We start from the raw sequence: 18,225 nt of genomic DNA, 5'->3' as shown, positions 1-18,225 counted from the left end.
GGGCAGCCGCGTGCGCGCAGCCTCGTGCGGGCACTTACCCGTGCACGACGCGGCAGCGGGACCCGCACGCGCGCATGCCGACCGGATCGGGGCAGCCGCGCGCCCGCGCGCCGCGCCCGAGCGGGACCCGCACGCGCGTGTGCCGCCCAGCGCACGCACCGTACGCGCACGTGCCCCTACGGCTGCGCCACCACCGCACAGCACTCCCCGGGCACCCGCAGCACCCCCTCCTCGTCCGGTGGCCCGACCGGCTCCCACGCGGCGAGGACCTCGGCGGGGCGGGTGCCCAGGGGGATCTCCGCGGGGGTCTTGGCGAGGTTCACGGCCACATAGAGGTCCCCGCGCCGGAAGGCGAGCCAGCGGGCCTCCTCGTCGTGGGCCACCTTGATGTCGGTGAGGTCGGGGTCGGTGAGGTCCGGCTGCTCGTGGCGCAGGGCGATGAGCAGGCGGTACCAGGCCAGCACGCGCGCGTGGGGCTCGCTGTCGGGCTCGGACCAGTCGAGGCAGGAGCGATCCCGGGTCGCCGGGTCCTGCGGGTCGGGTACGTCCTCCTCGGCCCAGCCGTGCGCCGCGAACTCCCGCCGCCTGCCCCGCCGTACCGCCTCCGCGAGGTCGGGATCGGTGTGGTCGGTGAAGAACTGCCAGGGCGTGCCGGCCGCCCACTCCTCGCCCATGAACAGCATCGGCGTGAACGGCCCGGTCAGCACCAGCGCGGCGGCGCAGGCCAGCAGACCGGGGGAGAGCTGGGCGGAAAGGCGGTCTCCCTGCGCGCGGTTGCCGACCTGGTCGTGGGTCTGGCTGTAGCCCAGGAGCCGGTGTGCGGCGACCCTCGTACGGTCCAGCGGCCGTCCGTGATGCCGGCCCCGGAAGCTGGAGTACGTGCCGTCGTGGAAGAAACCGCCGGTGAGCGTCTTGGCGAGCGCGCTGACGGGGGCGCGCGCGAAGTCGGCGTAGTAGCCCTGCGACTCACCCGTCAGCGCCGTGTGCAGGGCGTGGTGGAAGTCGTCGTTCCACTGCGCGTGCACCCCCAGCCCGCCCTCCTCGCGGGCGGTGATGAGCCGCGGGTCGTTGCGGTCGGACTCGGCGATCAGGAACAGCGTGCGGCCCGAATCCGCGGCGAGGGCGTCCACCGCGGCCGACAGCTCCTCCAGGAAGTGCACCGCGCGCTCGTCCGCCAGCGCGTGCACGGCGTCCAGCCGCAGCCCGTCGATCCGGTAGTCGCGCAGCCACGCCAGCGAGCTGCCGATCAGGAACTCCCGCACCTCGTCCGACCCGGGCGCGTCCAGGTTGACGGCCGTCCCCCACGGGGTGTGGTGCCGGTCGGTGAAGTACGGACCGAACTCGGGCAGGTAATTGCCGGACGGACCGAGGTGGTTGTGCACGACGTCGAGGAACACGCCGAGACCGAGTTCGTGGGCCCGGTCGACGAAGCGTTTCAGCGCCGCGGGCCCGCCGTACGGCTCGTGCACGGCCCACAGCGAGACGCCCTCGTAACCCCAGCCGTGCCGCCCGGGGAAGGGGCACAGCGGCATCAACTCGACGTGCGTGACGCCCAGTTCGACGAGGTGCCCGAGCCGCTCCGCCGCCGCGTCCAGTGTGCCCTCGCGCGTGTACGTGCCCACGTGCAGCTCGTACAGGACCGCGCCCTGCAGCGGGCGGCCGGACCACTCGGCGCGCCACGTGTGGAGCCCGTGGTCGACGACCGCGCTGAGCCCGTCCGGGCCGTCCGGCTGCCGCCGCGAGCGCGGATCGGGCCGCACCGGGCCGTCGTCCACCGCGAAGCCGTAGCGCGTGCCGTCACGCGCCTCCGCCTCGACGGTCCACCACCCCGCTCGCTCCGGATCGTGCTCCATCGCGCGCGTGGCTCCGTCGCAATGGAGCGTCACACGGCCGGCCTGCGGTGCCCACACCTCGAACTGCACGGACGGTTCCCCTTCGTCTGCTCACCGTGATGTAGCTCGATCATCGTGCTTCAAACGAGATCAATCCGCTTGTGGATACCCTCTTTTGCGGCGGGTGTCGTCCGGTACGCGCGTGTGGTGGCCGTTTCCCCGGTTTCTGGACACCCGGGGTTCACTGCCCGACAATCACCCGTGTGACGTCGTCCTTCGAGTTCTCGACCCACCCCGCGCGGCTGTCCGACGCGGAGCGCGACAAGGCGCTGAAGGTGCTGCGTGACGGCGTTGCCATGGGCCGTCTGTCGCACGACACGTTCATCCGGCGCATGGAACTGGCGCTCGCCGCCCGCCGGTCCGACGAACTCGCCGCCCTCACCGCCGATCTGCGCTCCGAGGGCCGGGTCGCGCGCCTGGTGTTCGGCACGGTCGAGGCGATGTCGGGCTTCACCGAGCGGCTGCGCAGGGCCTGGCGGGCCGAGCGGCTGCCGAAGCTGCTGCTGCCCCACCCGGCGGCCGGCCGCCCCTTGCGCATAGGGCGGGACCCCGCCAACGGGCTCCGGCTGAGCCACGAGACGGTCTCCCGGGTGCACGCCGAGCTCACCCGCCAGGGTGGCATGTGGGTCCTGCGGGACCTCGGCTCGACCAATGGCACCACCGTGAACGGGCGGCGCGTCATCGGCGCGACCGTGGTCCGTGAGGGCGACCAGGTCGGCTTCGGGCAGATGGCGTTCCGGCTCGCGGCCAACTGACCCGGAACGCCCCGCTGACCGCGCACACCGATGCCGACGGCCGCCGCCCGGCCAAAGCCCCCGCCACCTCAAATGATCCCGACTGTCACGGTGTTGACGTACACCTGAACTCGTGACTGACTGTGCGTGCACCACATACACCAGGTGAACCGACGGCGCCACGGAGGTGTGCCCTGCCGCCACTCCTCCGCTATCCGACCGTGGACGAGCTGGGCGCGCGAGCGGCCGCCCTCGTGGCCCGCCACCCCCGTTCCGCACGGCTGCGCCGTATCGGTACCTCGCGCGCGGGTACGCCCCTGTGGCTGCTGTCCGTCGGCCACGGCAGCCACCACGCCCTGGTCGTCGCCGGACCGCACGCCAACGAGCCCGTCGGCGGCGCCACCGTCCTGCTGCTGGCCGAGCGGGCCCTTACCGACCCCCGCCTGACCGAGGGCGCCGACGCCACCTGGAACCTGCTGCTGTGCCTCGACCCCGACGGCCTGCGCCACAACGAGGGCTGGCTGACGGGCCCGTACAGCCTCGACCGGTACTTCCGCCGGTTCTTCCGCCCCGGCTTCCTGGAACAGCCCGAGTGGCTGCCGGACGGTGCCGACGGTGCCGTACTGCCGGAAACGCGGGCCCTGCTCGCCCTCCAGGACGAACTGAAACCTTTCTTCCAGTGCTCCCTGCACGGCGTCGACGTCGGCGGCGGCTTCGTCGAACTCACCCGTGACCTGCCCGGTCTCGCGCAGTCCCTGTCGCAGACGTCGGCCCGTCTCGGCATCCCGCGCGAACTCGGGGCGTACGACGCCCTGTACTGGCCGGCACTCGGGCCCGCCGTCTACCGGATACCACCGCCGCGCCGGGGCGACCGGGTCGAGGCCATCACCGAGGCGGCCGTCGAGTCGACGTGGTACCACCCGCACCGGCACGGCACCGTGACGGCCGTCGTGGAGGCGCCCATGTGGGGCGTGGACGGCGTGGCGGACGGCTCCGCGCCCGCCGACCCGGACGCCGCGCGGCGTGTCATCAGCCGCACCCTGCGCCAGGACACGCGGCTGCTGCGGGACATCCTCGCGCGCGTGCGCCCACATGCCGCCGCCGTCCCGGACGCGGCCCGCCTGCTGGCCCCGGTCGACGACTACCTGCTCGTCTGCCCCGGACTCGCCGACGCCTGGGACCCCGACCTCGACGCCCCGCCGCACCGCCCCCTGCCGCCGCTGAGCACCGCCCACCTGACCGCCCTGCGCATCGCCGGACGACGGCTGGCCCTGCGAACCGCGGGGCTGCTGCACCAACTCGTCACGCGCGCGGGGCGCGATCCGGCCGGTGTGCTGCCGGAGCTGGACCAATTGGTCGACCAGTGGTGCGCGGAGTACCGGGACGGCTGCGGGGCGCGCTGGATCCCCGTCCCCAGCCAGGCCGAGTACCAGGCCCGGGTGGTCCTCGCCGCGTTCGAGCTTGCCCGGCGGCACGCGGGCTTCCGTTCGGGTGAGTCGGACTGGGGTTGTGAGCCGGTCGTGCCGATGCACCGGGAATGACGTACACCCTCACGACGAAAGCTGTACGGGGCGGTCTGCTGGCGGCGGCCGCCCTCCTCGCCGTCGGCGCCGCACCGGCGCGGGCGACGGTCCAGGAGTCCCGCACGAGCGACTGGCTCTACCTCTCGGTCACCCGGGGCGAGGCCCGGTCCAGCGACACGTGGGACACCCTGTTGATGTGCGACCCGCCCCTGGGGCACGGGCGGGCCGCCGAGGCCTGCGCCCAGCTCGACGCCGTGGGCGGCGACATTCGCCGCATGCCGCTGAAGCATGCCTACTGCCCGATGATCCATGCACCGGTGACCGTCCATGCGCGCGGGCAGTGGGGTGGGCAGTCGGTGGACTACCGGCAGACGTTTTCGAACGACTGTGAGATGGGGGCGCGGACGGGGGCGGTGTTCGCGTTGGACGGCTGACGGCTGACGGCTGGTGGTTGGCGGCTTACGCCGACCCGTCGCGCGCGTGCAGGGCCGCCATGACCACTGTGCGGGCCTGGTGCTCGACCTGGTGCTCCAGGGGCACCCAGCGGGCGCGGAAGCGGTCGGCGAAGGCATCGCTCCAGGTCGCGACGAGCCGTTCGAGGCGCGGGGCCGCCTGGTCGTCGGTCTCCTGAAGGACCCGCAACAGCATCGCCGCCGCCCGCAGGGGCAGGCGGCGGGCGAAGGCGTCGACGCTGCCGACGTACGCCATCGTGTGCCCGGCGGGCGGCGTGGACGTCCAGTCGGCGGCCAGCCCCGGCACCAGCTCCAGCGCCCATCTGGCGGCCCGCAGCAGGGGCCCGTCGACGCCCTCCAAGCGGGGCGACGCCTCGGACAGCACCCGTTCCACCTGGAGCGTGTCCCGCTGCAGTCGGCCCGCCAGGCGCCGCATCGCCGCGGCCGGCGCCGGATGCGGGGCCGGGTCGTCCACCAGGTCGCTCGCCCACATCGGCACCTCCACGACCGCCGTCAGGCCGCCGTACCGGTGGACGTGGTACCAGGTGCTGTGCCGGGCGTCGTCCGCGGGCAGGCTCGGGTATGCCAGGCCCGCACCGGCGGCCGGCATCACATGCACCCCGGGGCCGGTCGCGGGCCAGCCCGCGGCGTCCGACGCGCCGGTCTCCACGGGTATGTGCAGCTCCGCCGCGGACTTGGCGAACGGCTCGGCCAGGCCGGGTATCTCCTTCGTCAACTGCACCCAGCTGCCGCCCAGATCGGTGCCGTGCAGGGTCACCTGGAGGTAGGGGCGCAGCTCGTCGATGACGCCGGTCAGGGCCCGTGTCTCGGGCGGCAGCCGGTCCGGGGGCAGCACGGCGGGCGACCACTCCGGCTGCTCCGGGCCCGCGGGCCGGAAGAACCCGAGGTGGTAGTCGAACAGGCTGCGCGGTGCCGGCGTGACGTGCAGGCTCGCCCCGTCCGGGTCCGCGCACAGCAGGAAGTGCCACGATATGCCGGACCGCAACGGCCGCTCGTGCACCACCCGTTCGGCGACCGTCAGCAGCGTCGAACCCCCGGTCGGTTCGTTCGCGTGGGCGCCCGCGACGACCAGGACGGCGCGCCGGGAGCGCCCCACGGACAACAGGTGCAGCGGCCGGCCCGCGCGCGAGACGCCGATCTGGCGGAGGGCACACAAGCCGGGATGCTGAGCGGCCAACGCCCGGGCGGACGCCACGATTTCGGTCACGGTGGGGTAGCGCAGCTCCGGCAGGAGACTCACCCCCGATTTGTCCGCCCGGCTTCGCACCCGCAGTACCGCACGGTCTCCGGGCGGTGTCAAGGAGATGGCGGGGGAGCCTCCAGGGGGCGCCCGGATGCACGCACGGCCGGACGGAAGCGAATGCGCGCCAGGGCAACCGCCACCGCTACCGACCGACCGCCCCACGCCCAGCCGCCCATCTCCCCGCCCTCCGCTCAGCCGACCCGCTCCAGCAACGCCACGGGCAGCGGCCCGAAAAGGTCCTCCACGCGCGCGTGCCCGCTGAACTCCCCTCCCGGAGTCAGCGCATCGGCCCAGCGCCCGGGTGGCAGCGGCAGGGTCGTGTGCCGCCAGCCGCCCGCCTCCGCCAGCCGCAGTGACAGCCGGGTGACGGCGGTGATGACCTCGCCGGAGCGCGCGTACGCCAGGCAGTGCGCGGCCGCCGGGCCCTCGGGCGCCAGCGGTGTGTATGTCGCCGCCTCCCCGAACAGCTCGGGTCGGCGCGCCCGCAGCCGCAGCGCCGCCGCGGTCACCGCCCCCTTGGCGCCCGGATCGTCGGAGGGCGGGAAACGGACAGGCCTGCGGTTGTCCGGGTCGACCAGCGCCCGGTACTCGCCCTCCGTGCCCTGGTACAGATCCGGCACTCCCGGCATGGTCAGATGGACCAGCGCCGTACCGAGCACATTGGCCCGGATGTGGGGCTCCAGCTCGGCGCGCAGAGCGGCCACCGGCTCCCCCGGGGGACCGCACGGGCCCGCCGCGACGAACGCCGTCACCGCCTCCTCGTACGGCGGCTCCTGCTCGGTCCAGCTGGTGTACAGCCCGGCCTCGCGCACATGCTTCAGCAGCGCCTGCCGTACCCGGTCCGGGTCGGCCGGGCCGAGGCCGAACACCGTCTGCCAGGCCGCCCACGCCAGTTGCGCGTCCGGTACGCCCTCGCCCGTGCGGGTCACTTCGGTCAGCACGTCCGCCCAGCGCTGCGGGCACTCGGTGAGCACGGCCAGCGCCGCTCGCACGTCCGCGCTGCGCTTGGTGTCGTGCGTCGACACGACGGTCCCGGTCAGCGGCCAGTCGCGCTGCACGCGCGCGCAGTACGCGTGGAACCCCTCCGGGGACAGCGCCGGGATCCCCGGGTTCCCGCCCACCTCGGTCGCCGACAGCAGCGGCACATAGCGGTAGAACGCCGTGTCCTCCACGGACTTCGCCCGCAGCGCCGACGCGGTCTGCGCGAACCGCGCCCGGAACTGAAGATGGTCCGGCGCGTCGCCGTACCGCCCCAGCACCAGCCCGCGCACGACATCGACCGCACCGGCCTCCTCGGGGACCACGAAGGCCGCCCTGGCCTCCGCCGCGGCCTCCTCCGTGACGACGCTCGCCGCGTCCCCGGAGGCGTACGGCCGGTAGACCTCCAGCCGCACCAGCAGCTCCCGCAGCGCCGTGTGCAGGGCCCAGGGCGCGCGGTCGCGCAGCGCCGGGTCGGGCGACGCCGCGCACAGGCGGCTCGCCGACCGGGTCAGCCGGTCCACCTCGGCGGCCAGCTCGTGCTCCAGCACTCGGTACGCGGCCCGCCGTGCCGTCGCCTCCCAGTGGCCGCCCCGGTCCGTCTGCGGGGCCGCGAACCGCCGGTACTGGCCGAGGAGTTCACCGGCCCCCGCAGGGTCCGTGAGCACGCCGTCGACGTGCCGCAGGGCGTCGTAGCCCGTGGTGCCCGCGACGGGCCAGGAGGCCGGCAGCCGCTCCCCGTCGGACAGGATCTTCTCCACGACCGTCCAGCGGCCGCCCGTCGCCTCGTGCAGCCGCCTCAGGTAGGCGTCGGGGTCGGCGAGCCCGTCGGGGTGGTCGATGCGCAGCCCGTCGATCACCCCGTCGTGCAGCAGCTGCAGGACCTTGGCGTGCGTCGCCTCGAACACCTCCGGGTCCTCCACGCGCACTCCGATGAGCTCGGAGATGCTGAAGAAACGCCGGTAGTTGAGCTCGGTACGGGCAAGCCGCCACCACACCGGGCGGTACCACTGCGCGTCCAGCAGCTGCGGCAGGGGCAGGTCTTCGGTGCCTTCGCGCAGCGGGAACGCGTGGTCGTGGTAGCGCAGGACGTCTCCGTCGACCTCCAGGTGCTCGATCTCGGTGCCGAGCGGGTGTCCCAGCACCGGCAGCAGCATCTGGCCGCCCTGTGCCTCCCAGTCGATGTCGAACCAGCGCGCGTACGGCGACTTGGGGCCCTCCCGCAGTACCTCCCACAGGGCGCGGTTGTGGCGCGGCACCATCGCCATGTGGTTCGGCACGATGTCCAGCACCAGGCGCAGACCGTGCTCCCGCGCGGTGTGCGCGAGCGCCCGCAGCCCTTCCTCGCCGCCCAGTTCCGCCCGCACGCGCGCGTGGTCCACGACGTCGTAGCCGTGCAGCGAGCCCGGCACGGCCTCCAGGACGGGGGACAGGTGCACATGTGAGACGCCGAGCGAGGCCAGGTATGGCACGGCCGCCGCAGCGGCCCCGAACGGGAACTCGGGCTGCAACTGCAGCCGGTACGTGGCCGTGGGCACCACCGGGTCAGGACGCGCAGGTGTCATGGAAAGCTACGTACCCGCCCCGCCGGGTTTCGTGTCATCGTCCCCCGGTGCGTCCGCCCACACGCGTGGCCCGCTTCGAGCGATGGGAAGCGCAGGGGGCCCGGAGCAGCCGGAGCAGGCCGGGCCGGTGTACGCCGCCATGGGAGTGATGAGTGCCTCTGCGGGCCTCTCCACGGCCGCCGCACTCGCCGCCGCGATTCGCCTGTACGGCGCGCCCGGCGACGTACACCGGACGCACCGAGAACACCTCCCACGCGCGCGTGCCCGACAGCGGCACCCGGGCCTAGTCGGGCCGCTGCAACACCGTCAGGCTCCGGTCCACCAGCGTCAGCCGGTCCCCGGCCGCCACCTTCGGGGCCGTGCCCGGCGGCACTCCCTCGGGGCGGGCGGTGTCGACGACGACCTGCCACTGCCGTCCGTGGTCGACCGGGACCACGAAGTCCAGCGCCTTGGGTGAGGCGTTGAACATCAGCAGGAACGAGTCGTCGGTGATCCGTTCCCCGCGCGGCCCCGGCTCGGAGATCGCGTTGCCGTTGAGGAACACCGTCAGCGCCGACGCCTGCGCCGACTCCCAGTCCCGTTGGGTCATCTCCTTGCCCTCGGGGGTGAACCAGCCGATGTCGGACAGGTCGTCGTGCGTGCCCTCCACCGGGCGGCCGTGGAAGAAGCGCCGCCTGCGCAGCACGGGGTGGTCCTTGCGCAGCCACACCATCGCGCGCGTGAAGTCCAGCAGATCGTTGCCGTCCTGCGGCCACTGGACCCAGGACAGGTCGCTGTCCTGGCAGTAGGCGTTGTTGTTGCCGCGCTGGGTGCGCGCGAACTCGTCACCGTGGCTGATCATCGGCACGCCCTGGGACAGCATCAGCGTGGCGACGAAGTTGCGCATCTGCCGCTCCCGCAGTGCCAGCACGGCCGGATCGTCGGTCTCGCCCTCCGCGCCGCAGTTCCAGGACCGGTTGTGGCTCTCGCCGTCGCGGTTGTCCTCCCCGTTGGCCTCGTTGTGCTTGTGGTCGTACGACACCAGATCGTGCAGGGTGAAGCCGTCGTGGCAGGTCACGAAGTTGATGGAGGCGAGCGGCCGGCGCCCGTCGTCCTGGTACAGGTCGGACGAGCCGGTCAGCCGGGAGGCGAACTCCGCCAGCGTGCGCGGCTCGCCCCGCCACAGGTCCCGTACCGTGTCCCGGTACTTGCCGTTCCACTCGGTCCACAGCGGCGGGAAGTTGCCCACCTGGTAGCCGCCCTCGCCCACGTCCCAGGGCTCCGCGATCAGCTTCACCTGGGACACCACCGGGTCCTGCTGCACCAGGTCGAAGAACGACGACAACCGGTCCACCTCGTGGAACTGCCGCGCCAGCGTGGCCGCGAGATCGAAGCGGAAGCCGTCGACGTGCATCTCGGTGACCCAGTACCGCAGCGAGTCCATGATCAGCTGAAGGACGTGTGGGGACCGCATGAGCAGGGAGTTTCCGGTCCCGGTGGTGTCCATGTAGTAGCGGGGGTCGTCCGCCAGCCGGTAGTACGACGGGTTGTCCAGGCCGCGGAAGGACAGCGTCGGGCCCAGGTGGTTTCCCTCGGCGGTGTGGTTGTAGACGACGTCCAGGATCACCTCGATCCCGGCCTCGTGCAGCGCCCGCACCGCCGACTTGAACTCCAGGACCTGCTGCCCGCGGTCGCCCCAGGAGGCGTAGGTGTTGTGCGGGGCGAAGAAGCCGATGGTGTTGTAGCCCCAGTAGTTGCTCAGGCCCAGGTCCACCAGACGGTGGTCGTTGACGAACTGGTGTACGGGCATCAGCTCCAGGGCGGTGACCCCGAGCCCGGTGAGGTGGTCGATGACCGCAGGGTGCGCGAGCGCCGCGTAGGTGCCGCGCAGTTCCTCCGGCAGCTCCGGGTGGCGCATGGTCAGGCCCTTCACATGGGCCTCGTAGATCACCGTCTCGTGGTACTCGGTGCGGGGCGGCCGGTCGTCGCCCCAGTCGAAGTACGGGTTCACCACGACGGACGTCATGGTGTGCGGTGCGGAGTCCAGGTCGTTGCGCTTGTCCGGTGAGCCGAACGGGTAGCCGTACACCTCCTCGCCCCACGAGACCGAACCGCTGATCGCGCGCGCGTACGGGTCGAGCAGCAGTTTCGCCGAGTTGCAGCGCAGCCCCCGCTCCGGGGCGTACGGGCCGTGCACGCGGTAGCCGTACCGCTGCCCCGGCATGACGCCCGGCAGGTACGCGTGCCGGACGAACGCGTCGCTCTCCCGCAGTTCCACCGCCGTCTCCGAGCCGTCGTCGTGCAGCAGACACAGCTCTACTCGGTCCGCGGCCTCCGTGAAGACCGCGAAGTTGGTGCCGGCGCCGTCGTACGTGGCGCCGAGCGGATATGCCTCTCCAGGCCAGACCTGCATGGATACGACTCTTCCAGGTGTGTCGCGCCGGTGGGGCCGCCTTGGGCCCGAGTCTCCCCGAAAGTGAGGGAACCGCCTATGACTTACTCCCCTCTTACCGGTCGACCAGTGCATACGCGGTATGCCGAACCAGTGGGGCAGACACGTACTCCCATGGAGATCACGGGGAGTAGGGGGAGATTGTGCGCAACATAGTGCACCGCCATCTGGGCAAGGTGGTGGCCGGTGCCGCCCTCGCGGTCGCCGGGACGGCCGTGATGGTGGGAGTCACCCTGCCGGGCACGGCAGGAGCGGACGACACGGCCGGGGGAACGGCCGGTGGGGGCGGAGCCCAGCAGACGGCTCGGAGCGCGGGAGAGGGCCAGGCAGCCGTTCCGCCGGGCGTCGTCGAGCAGGCCCCGGCCCAGGGCGAGAAGGGCACCGGCCGCGACCCGCTCACCGAGGACGAGATGAAGCGGGTCGAGCGGATCGCCCTCAGCCGGCAGCTGCGCAGCTCCGGCGAGGACGTCGAAGGGGGCCGCGGGCCGCAGCACCTCGGCGTCGACCTCGCCGAACCGGAGGCCGGCGAGCTGGGCGACGCGAAGGCGGCACGGCGCGCCGAGGTGTCGTTCTACGACTACCGGGACGACACCCTTGTCACCCGGACCGTCAACCTCGACACCGGGAAGGTCGAGCGGACCGCCAGTCAGCGGGGCGTCCAGCCGCCGCTGAGCCGCGACGAGGCCACTGAGGCCGCCCGGCTGCTGATCGCCGACCCGCTGGGCGCGGGCCTGAAGGCCGACTACAAGGACGCCACCGGCAAGGAGCTCACCTCGCCGGACCAGCTGCTGCTCAACAGCATGGTGTACCGCGCCGCGCCGGGCGCCCAGCCCGCCGTACTCGACCGGTGCGGTGAGCACCGCTGCGTGCGGCTGTTCCCCAAGGTGAAGAACGGGCCGTGGATAGACGCCCGTTCCCTGGTGGTCGACCTGAGCGCCCGCAAGGTGGGCGAGCTCGCCGACTGAGCCACCCGCGCGCGGGAGCGGCCCGCGACCACGCGACTCGGTCCACTTTTCCAACCCGATCCTCCAGAAGGCTCCGGTGAGCCTTCCGCAAGGGAGTCGTTTTCGCCATGCCTGTGATCATGTCCATGATCGGCAACAGCCGTGCCCGCAAGCGGACGGCCCTGGCCCTCGCCCTGGCCGGGCTGGCCGCCGGCGCCACCACCGGGGCGGCTCCGGCCGCCGCCCAGCCCAAGGCCGCGCCCGCTCCGGCGGCCGGCTGCAGCGCGGCGTACCGCATCGAGCAGAAGCTCTCCACGGGCACCACCTGGCGGATGTGCTGGCGTTACCACAAGGAGGCCGGTCTCGTTCTGGAGCACATCACCTACCAGCCGCCGGGCGAGGCCCGCCCGATCAAGGTGCTGGCCTCCGCCAAGCTCGGCCAGATCCATGTGCCCTACGACGACGGCCAGAACGAGTACCACGACCTCACCCAGGCCGGTTTCGGTCAGGGCCTGAAGGGCCTGGCGCCCGGCGAGTGCCCCGGCGGCACCATCAAGACCGTCCGGGTCCCCGAGGCCTGGGACCCGTCCCACCAGAACGTCAAGGGCCTGTGCACCACCACCCGTTCGCGTGGCCACGCCTACCGCATGCAGGGCGACACCGCGAACAAGGTCTTCCAGAAGCAGGGCAAGGACCTGCTCGTCTACACCGTCAACCAGGTCGGCTGGTACGAGTACATCACCGAGTGGCGCTTCCAGGACGACGGCACGATCAACATGAACGTCGGCGCCACCGGCTCCCTCTCGCCCATGGACTACGACGCCGGCGACGGCCGCGGCTGGCCGATCGGCAAGGGCGCCAAGGCCTACGCCACCAGCCACAGCCACAACGTCTTCTGGCGGCTCAACTTCAACCTGGACGGCTCCACCAAGGGCAGGATCGAGCAGTACGACTCCAAGGTCAGCGCCCCCGCGAACGGCCGCCCGGCACCCACCAACAAGACCACCCGCACCCGGATCACCAAGGAACTCGCCGGGGACGCCAAGAACATGCGCTGGTGGCGCGTGGTCAGCGCGACCGGCAAGAACAAGGACGGGCACGCGCGGTCGTACGAAATCGTGCCCGGTGCCAGCGCCAAGTACCCGGGCCGCAGCTATACCAAGCACGACGTGTACTTCACCGAGTACAACAAGTGCGAGCAGTACGCCAGCGACAACCTGCCCAACTGCGGCGCCGGGCACGGCAAGTCCGTCGACAAGTGGGTGAACGGCCAGGCCCTGAAGAACCCCGTGGTCTGGGTGAACGTCGGCTTCCACCACGTGGCGCGGGACGAGGACCAGCAGCCCATGCCGGTCCACTGGCAGGGCCTGTCCGTCGCCCCGCGCGACGTCACCGCTATGAATCCCCTCACGCCGGCCGAGCTGGCTGATCAGAATGGGCGGCCCGAATAAGGAAGTTGGGAAACGAGCCTGCCCATCCGGCTGCACCGCCGACCGCTCCCGGAGTACCCTTCCTTGATCGTTGAGACGGGAGTGCTCGGGGGAGCGGAAGGCGGTGCGCGGGTGGGCTCGGGAGGGCTGGAGCTGCCCCCTGGTGACGAGGGTCACGAGGGGAACTCCACAGACGTCCCGCCCGGCACGGTGTCCCTGGCCAGACCGATGGAGCCCCACTCGATCGGCCCGGAACTGGACTGGGACGCCGACGCCTGGCGCGAGGTGCGCACCCGCGCCCAGCGAGCCGGCCGTGCCTACATCTGGCTGAACCTCGTCGAACAGCGGCTGCGTGCGGTCGTGGCCGCTGTACTGCGCCCCATCTACGAACCCGTCCACGGCGACGACTGGGTGGTCGCCGCGGCCGGACCGGCCGGCCAGGAGTGGGTCCAGCGCGCGGTCGCCGTACGTGAGGTCAGCCGCCGCAAGGGCTATCTGCTCGACCCCGCCGACGACAACGTCCTCAGCTTTCTCACCCTGCCGCAGCTGCGCGAGCTGATGGTGCAGCACTGGCCGTGCTTCGAGCCGTACGTCGACGAACGGCGGGATGTCGAACTCGCGCTCGACGAGCTGGAGGTCACCCGGAACGTCGTCTCCCGCAACCGGGCCCTGTCCGAGGCCGTGCTGAACCAGGCCGAGCGGGCCTCGGCACGGCTGCTGGAGATCCTCGGCGCGGGCGGGGACGTTCCCTCGGCGCGGCGGCTGCCGGTCGACGCGGTCGAGGACCTGGTCGGCGACCGCTACTCCGACGTGGTCGCCGTGCACCCCGACCGGGTGCGGCTGATGCGCCAGTTCCCCGCCGAGGACATCTTCGGCGGCGCCCGCCGTCTCGACGCCATCGGCATCGGCCTCAACCTGCTGGTGCAGAACTTCTCCGGGCGCCGCCTGGTGCGCCTGGCCGAGAGCGGCTGCCGGGTGCGGCTGCTGTTCCTCAACCCGGCCTCCAGCGCGGTGAAGCGGCGCGAGCGCGAACTCGGTATCAAACGGGGCGAACTGGGCCGGGCCGTGGAGATGAACATCCTGCACATGCGCCGGGTGCGCTCCCGGCTGCGGGACCCGGGCGCCTTCGAGATCCAGGTCTACGACGAGACGCCCCGCTTCACCGCCTACCTCGTGGACGGTGACGGCTCTGACGGCATCGCGGTCGTGCAGTCCTATCTGCGCCGCACCCGGGGGATGGAGGCGCCGGTGCTGGTGCTGCGGAACGGCAACCGGGTGGTCAAGTCGGGTGAGATGGACGAGGGTGGACTGTTCGGTACGTACCGGGAGGAGTTCGAGGCGGCATGGGTGGATTCACGCCCTGTGTCCTGAATCGGCGTCACCTTTCTTGCCGTCCCGCCCGCCTCTCAAGCCGTCGCGCCCGCGCCCGAAGCGGAATGCTGTCCTCTGATTGTCAGTGCCGCATGCGATCGTGGAGACCACTGGGGGAAAGCACCACCAAGAAGGGGGGCCGCCCATGGGCTGGCACCGGGAGCTGCTGATCGGCTTCGACCTGGAGACGACCGGGACCGATCCGCGTGAGGCACGCATTGTCACGGGGGCCGTGATCGAGGTCAGGGGTGGGCAGCCCCTGGGACGCCGGGAGTGGCTGGCGGACCCGGGCGTGGAGATTCCGGCGGACGCGGTGGCGGTACACGGGATCAGCAACGAACGCGCGGCCGCCGAGGGCCGCCCCGCCGACCGGGTCGCGGACGCCATCGCGGACGTGCTCGTGGCGTACTGGAAGACGGGCGTCCCGGTCGTCGCCTACAACGCGGCCTTCGACCTCACCCTGCTCTCCGCCGAACTGCGGCGGTACGGCCTGCCGTCCCTGCGCGACCGCCTCGGCGGCCTGAATCCGGCACCGGTCATCGACCCGTACACCATCGACCGCCAGGTCGACCGCTACCGGCGCGGCAAGCGCAACCTCGAAGCGGTCTGCACGGAGTACGGCATCGCTCTCGACGCCGCCCACGACGCCTCCGCCGACGCCCTCGCCGCGGCCCTGCTGGCCTGTGCGATAGCCGGCCGCTACCCCAAGATCGCGGCCCTTGGCCCGGCGGAACTGCACCGCCGCCAGGTCGAGTGGTACGCCGAGTGGGCGGCGGACTTCCAGAACTTCCTGCGCCGCAAGGGCGATGCCACTGCCGTGGTGGACGGGCTGTGGCCGCTGCGGGAACCGGCGGGGGAGACGGTGTGAGGGCCGGGTGGTCCGAGGGCCGAGTGGTCTAGGGGCGGGACAGTGTGAGGGCCGGGCGGTGTGAGGGCCGGGCGGTGTGAGGGCGGGAAAACAGGGCGCCGTGTGCCGGTCGCCGGGGCGGGCCGGTCTCGGTTGCGGTTGCGTCCGGCGCGGTGCGCGTGGCGGTGGGCGGCGTCCGGCACGCGGGTCGCGGGGGCGTGCCGGACGCCGGTGGCGTCAAGACCGCGGTGCGCGGGGCATGGGCGGATGGCCGTAGCGATCCGAGCCTCTCGCGGTGCCCACCGTCAGGCCGACGCCGACGCCGACGCGATGCGCTCGACGCGGGGCTTGGCCAGCCGCTCGTAGTCCGCGCCCGAGATGAGGAGCGAGCGGTCGAGCCTGGCCGCGTTGAAGTACAGCTTCGGCTGGGCCACGACGCCCGGATCGGCGACGACTTCGAGGTCGGGATCGAAGCTGAACGGCAGCACGGTGCCGGGGACGGCGCGGGCGAGCCGCTCGGCGGTCTCGGGGTCGCTGAAGCCGACGTAGCGCGCGTCGAACAACGCCCGGACGGCGTCCAGGTCGACCCGCCGGTCCCCGGGGACGACCGCGAGGACGTGGCGTGTGGTGCGGCGGTCCACCTTGACCCGCAGCACGATGCACTTCGCGGCCTCGGAAGCAGGGTGGCCGCGCAGGGCGCAGACGGCTTCGGTACTGCCTTCGGGCTCGTGGTCGATGAGGCGGTAGTCGACGGAGGAGGAGTCGAGCAGGGAGATCAGGTGGTCGTAGGTGTCGTGGTGGGTGTCGGCGTCGTGGGTGTTGATGTCGTGGATGTGCTCGGGCATTCGGGGGAGTCCTTGCTGAGGTGGTGGGCTGAGAGGAGGGGGAGTCCTGGCGTGCTTCGGCGCGCTCGCTCCACCGCCTGCCCCCAGTAGGTGCCGGCGACCATGAGGGCCGCGCCGAGGCCGGTGAGCAGGGTGAGGTGTTCGCCGCCGAGGGCCACGCCCACCGCGACGGCCCAGACCGGCTCGGTGCCCAGCAGCAGGCTGGCCCTGCTGGCCGAAGTGCGCTGCACGGCCCAGGTCTGCGCCAGGAAGGCGAACACGCTGCAGAACAGGGCGAGATAGACGAGCTGCGCCCAGGTCGCAGGGTCCGCGTGGACCAGTGTCGGCAGGTCAGGGGCCGCGACGGGAAGGAACAGGGGGGTGCCGACGAGGGTCTGCACGGTCGTCAGGTGCAGCGGCCGGATCGCCCGCCCCGCGGTGAAGCGGCCGACGAGCACGACATGCACGGCGCGGATCAGCGCGGCACCGAGCATCAGCAGGTCGCCGAGACGGGGCGCGTGGAAGCCGTTGCCGGACATCAGCAGTCCGACGGCGACGACGCACACGCCGGTCGCGGCGAAGAAGGAGGGAGGCAGCGCGCCGTGGTGGCCGCCGCGGTCGAGGAGCGGGGTGATGACGATGGTCAGGCTGATGATGAGACCGGCGTTGGCGGCGCTGGTGTGGGCCACGCCGTACGTCTCCACGACCAGGACCGCGGCCTGGGTCACCCCCAGGGGCAGACCGGCCCGCCACTCGGCACGCGTCCACCGCCGAGACCCGCGCCGCCGGGAGGCGACCAGTCCGAGACAGGTGACAGCGGACAGGGCGTAGCGGGCGAACAGCACGAGCAGGACGGGCAGCGCGGCGGTGGCCGTCTGGGCGGACAGATAGCTGGAGCCCCAGACGAGCGCGACAAGGAGGAGTACCGCATCGGTACGGCGGACGTCGGACACGTGCCTACGGTGCACCGGTGGCGTCCCTGAAGCCCAGTACCACCTTCTAAAACGATCATTTAGCGGAGCTACATCATCCCTACACTGACGGCATGGACGAACGGCAGCTGAGGATCCTGCGGGAACTCGGCGAACTGGGCAGTGTCACGGCGGTCGCCGAGGCACTGCTGGTGACGCCCTCGGCCATCTCCCAGCAGCTACGGCTGCTGCAGCGCGCGATCCCGGTGCCGCTCACCGAGCGTCAGGGGCGACGGCTGGTGCTCACCGACGCCGGTCAGGCGCTGGCGGGGGCGGCCGTCGAGGTGGAGACGGCTCTCGCGCGGGCCCGGCACACGGTCGAGGAGTTCGTCGAGCGGCCGGACGGGGAGGTGTCGGTGGCGGCGTTCCACAGCGCGGGCGCCGCGTTCTTCCCCCTGCTGCTCAGGGCACTCGCCGCCCCGGGCAGACCAGTGGCGAGACTGGCCGACGAGGACGTACCGCAGGAGGACTTCCCCCGGCTCACCCGCGAGTACGACATCGTCCTGGCCCACCGACTGGACCACGCCCCGCCGTGGCCGCACACGGTGGCCACCACGACGCTGCTGCGCGAGCCCCTGGACGTGGCCATGCCCGCCGACCACCCCCTGGCCGCGAAGCGCCGCGTCACTCCGCGCGACGTGGCCGACGAGCCATGGATCACCGTGCACGAGGGCTTCCCGGTCCTCGCGGTCATCGAGGCCATCGCCGCGGCAGCCGGCCGCCGCCTTCACCTGGCCCACCGCATCAACGAGTTCGCGGTGGTCGCCGAGGTTGTGGCGGCCGGCGGCGGCATCGCCCTGATGCCACGCTGGACGATGCGCCCGCATCCGGCGCTCGCACTGAGACCGCTCAGCGGCGTCCAGGCGAGACGCCACATCGACGCCCTCTACCGCCCCGAGCGCACGGCCCGCACAGCCGTCCGCACGGTCCTGACCGAGCTGCGGAGAGCCGCGCGCAGCATCCAGAACAGAGACAGTGACGGCGCGGAGACGCGGTAGG

Annotated in this window: 14 protein-coding genes; 8 read left to right on the top strand and 6 right to left on the bottom strand. The window is 72.3% G+C overall.

Going from position 1 to position 18,225, the window contains the following annotated elements; all coding sequences use genetic code 11:
- Nucleotides 1-176: 176 nt before the first annotated feature.
- Nucleotides 177-1,922 carry a malto-oligosyltrehalose trehalohydrolase gene (treZ, locus tag HJD23_RS08440; protein ID WP_171110996.1) on the bottom strand — a complete coding sequence of 582 codons (1,746 nt, stop codon included), beginning with the start codon at nt 1,920-1,922 and terminating at the stop codon, nt 177-179.
- 173 nt (nt 1,923-2,095) lie between these two features.
- Here treZ and HJD23_RS08435 point away from each other — a divergent pair, with 173 nt between their 5' ends.
- The 3 genes from HJD23_RS08435 (at nt 2,096) to HJD23_RS08425 (ending at nt 4,583) form a co-directional block, all read left to right on the top strand.
- Nucleotides 2,096-2,647, top strand: a complete 552-nt coding sequence (locus tag HJD23_RS08435) for a DUF1707 and FHA domain-containing protein (RefSeq protein WP_171110998.1) — start codon at nt 2,096-2,098, stop codon at nt 2,645-2,647.
- A gap of 200 nt (nt 2,648-2,847) precedes the next feature.
- On the top strand, nt 2,848-4,167 hold the full coding sequence (locus HJD23_RS08430) for a M14 family zinc carboxypeptidase (protein WP_171111000.1): 1,320 nt from the start codon (nt 2,848-2,850) through the stop codon (nt 4,165-4,167).
- Nucleotides 4,164-4,583, top strand: a complete 420-nt coding sequence (locus HJD23_RS08425; RefSeq protein WP_171111002.1) for an SSI family serine proteinase inhibitor — start codon at nt 4,164-4,166, stop codon at nt 4,581-4,583. Before HJD23_RS08430 ends, HJD23_RS08425 begins: the two co-directional genes overlap by 4 nt.
- 25 nt (nt 4,584-4,608) lie before the next feature.
- On the opposite strand, the gene HJD23_RS08420 is transcribed toward HJD23_RS08425, so the two are convergent.
- The 3 genes from HJD23_RS08420 to glgX all read right to left on the bottom strand — a co-directional run bounded on the left by HJD23_RS08420 (nt 4,609) and on the right by glgX (nt 10,800).
- Nucleotides 4,609-5,862: a M14 family zinc carboxypeptidase gene (locus HJD23_RS08420; protein WP_171111004.1), complete on the bottom strand. Its 1,254-nt coding sequence runs from the start codon at nt 5,860-5,862 to the stop codon at nt 4,609-4,611.
- 194 nt (nt 5,863-6,056) lie between these two features.
- Nucleotides 6,057-8,408 (bottom strand): malto-oligosyltrehalose synthase, encoded by a 2,352-nt coding sequence (treY, locus tag HJD23_RS08415; protein ID WP_171111005.1) that lies wholly within the window; start codon nt 8,406-8,408, stop codon nt 6,057-6,059.
- Between the two features lie 283 nt (nt 8,409-8,691).
- A complete protein-coding gene (glgX, locus tag HJD23_RS08410; RefSeq protein WP_171111007.1) occupies nt 8,692-10,800 on the bottom strand; it encodes a glycogen debranching protein GlgX in 2,109 nt (702 codons plus the stop codon).
- 182 nt (nt 10,801-10,982) lie between these two features.
- Here glgX and HJD23_RS08405 point away from each other — a divergent pair, with 182 nt between their 5' ends.
- From HJD23_RS08405 to HJD23_RS08390, 4 genes are all read left to right on the top strand, one after another.
- The gene (locus HJD23_RS08405) at nt 10,983-11,804 is read left to right on the top strand and encodes a Tat pathway signal sequence domain protein (RefSeq protein WP_171111009.1); all 822 of its coding nucleotides are present in this window, start codon (nt 10,983-10,985) and stop codon (nt 11,802-11,804) included.
- A gap of 119 nt (nt 11,805-11,923) precedes the next feature.
- The gene (locus HJD23_RS08400) at nt 11,924-13,234 is read left to right on the top strand and encodes a copper amine oxidase (protein ID WP_171111845.1); all 1,311 of its coding nucleotides are present in this window, start codon (nt 11,924-11,926) and stop codon (nt 13,232-13,234) included.
- Between the two features lie 111 nt (nt 13,235-13,345).
- A complete protein-coding gene (locus HJD23_RS08395) occupies nt 13,346-14,584 on the top strand; it encodes an SAV2148 family HEPN domain-containing protein (RefSeq protein WP_171111848.1) in 1,239 nt (412 codons plus the stop codon).
- Nucleotides 14,585-14,729: 145 nt separating this feature from the next.
- Nucleotides 14,730-15,452, top strand: coding sequence for a 3'-5' exonuclease (locus tag HJD23_RS08390; protein ID WP_171111011.1), 723 nt, complete (start codon nt 14,730-14,732; stop codon nt 15,450-15,452).
- Between the two features lie 284 nt (nt 15,453-15,736).
- Here the strand turns inward: HJD23_RS08390 and HJD23_RS08385 are convergent, their stop codons facing one another.
- The gene (locus tag HJD23_RS08385) at nt 15,737-16,276 is read right to left on the bottom strand and encodes a YbaK/EbsC family protein (RefSeq protein ID WP_171111013.1); all 540 of its coding nucleotides are present in this window, start codon (nt 16,274-16,276) and stop codon (nt 15,737-15,739) included.
- On the bottom strand, nt 16,207-17,208 hold the full coding sequence (locus HJD23_RS08380) for a DMT family transporter (protein ID WP_171111015.1): 1,002 nt from the start codon (nt 17,206-17,208) through the stop codon (nt 16,207-16,209). The genes HJD23_RS08385 and HJD23_RS08380 overlap by 70 nt, the downstream gene beginning before the upstream one ends.
- Nucleotides 17,209-17,300: 92 nt before the next feature.
- Between HJD23_RS08380 and HJD23_RS08375 the strand changes: the two genes are divergently transcribed.
- Nucleotides 17,301-18,224, top strand: a complete 924-nt coding sequence (locus tag HJD23_RS08375; protein WP_171111017.1) for a LysR family transcriptional regulator — start codon at nt 17,301-17,303, stop codon at nt 18,222-18,224.
- The last annotated feature ends 1 nt before the right edge of the window (nt 18,225 follow it).

The organism is Streptomyces sp. Z423-1 (genome assembly GCF_013009255.1).
Classification (GTDB): Bacteria; Actinomycetota; Actinomycetes; order Streptomycetales; family Streptomycetaceae; genus Streptomyces; species Streptomyces gossypiisoli.
Note: the sequence above shows the minus strand (reverse complement) of the source record. Positions and strands in the feature narration are given on the sequence as shown.

Bases quoted from the DNA above. Each gene is read 5' to 3' on its own strand.
- HJD23_RS08425 (WP_171111002.1), top strand. From the start codon at position 4,164: ATGACGTACACCCTCACGACGAAAGCTGTACGGGGCGGTCTGCTGGCG.
- treY (WP_171111005.1), bottom strand. From the start codon at position 8,408: ATGACACCTGCGCGTCCTGACCCGGTGGTGCCCACGGCCACGTACCGG.
- glgX (WP_171111007.1), bottom strand. From the start codon at position 10,800: ATGCAGGTCTGGCCTGGAGAGGCATATCCGCTCGGCGCCACGTACGAC.
- HJD23_RS08400 (WP_171111845.1), top strand. From the start codon at position 11,924: ATGTCCATGATCGGCAACAGCCGTGCCCGCAAGCGGACGGCCCTGGCC.
- HJD23_RS08390 (WP_171111011.1), top strand. From the start codon at position 14,730: ATGGGCTGGCACCGGGAGCTGCTGATCGGCTTCGACCTGGAGACGACC.
- HJD23_RS08385 (WP_171111013.1), bottom strand. From the start codon at position 16,276: ATGCCCGAGCACATCCACGACATCAACACCCACGACGCCGACACCCAC.
- HJD23_RS08375 (WP_171111017.1), top strand. From the start codon at position 17,301: ATGGACGAACGGCAGCTGAGGATCCTGCGGGAACTCGGCGAACTGGGC.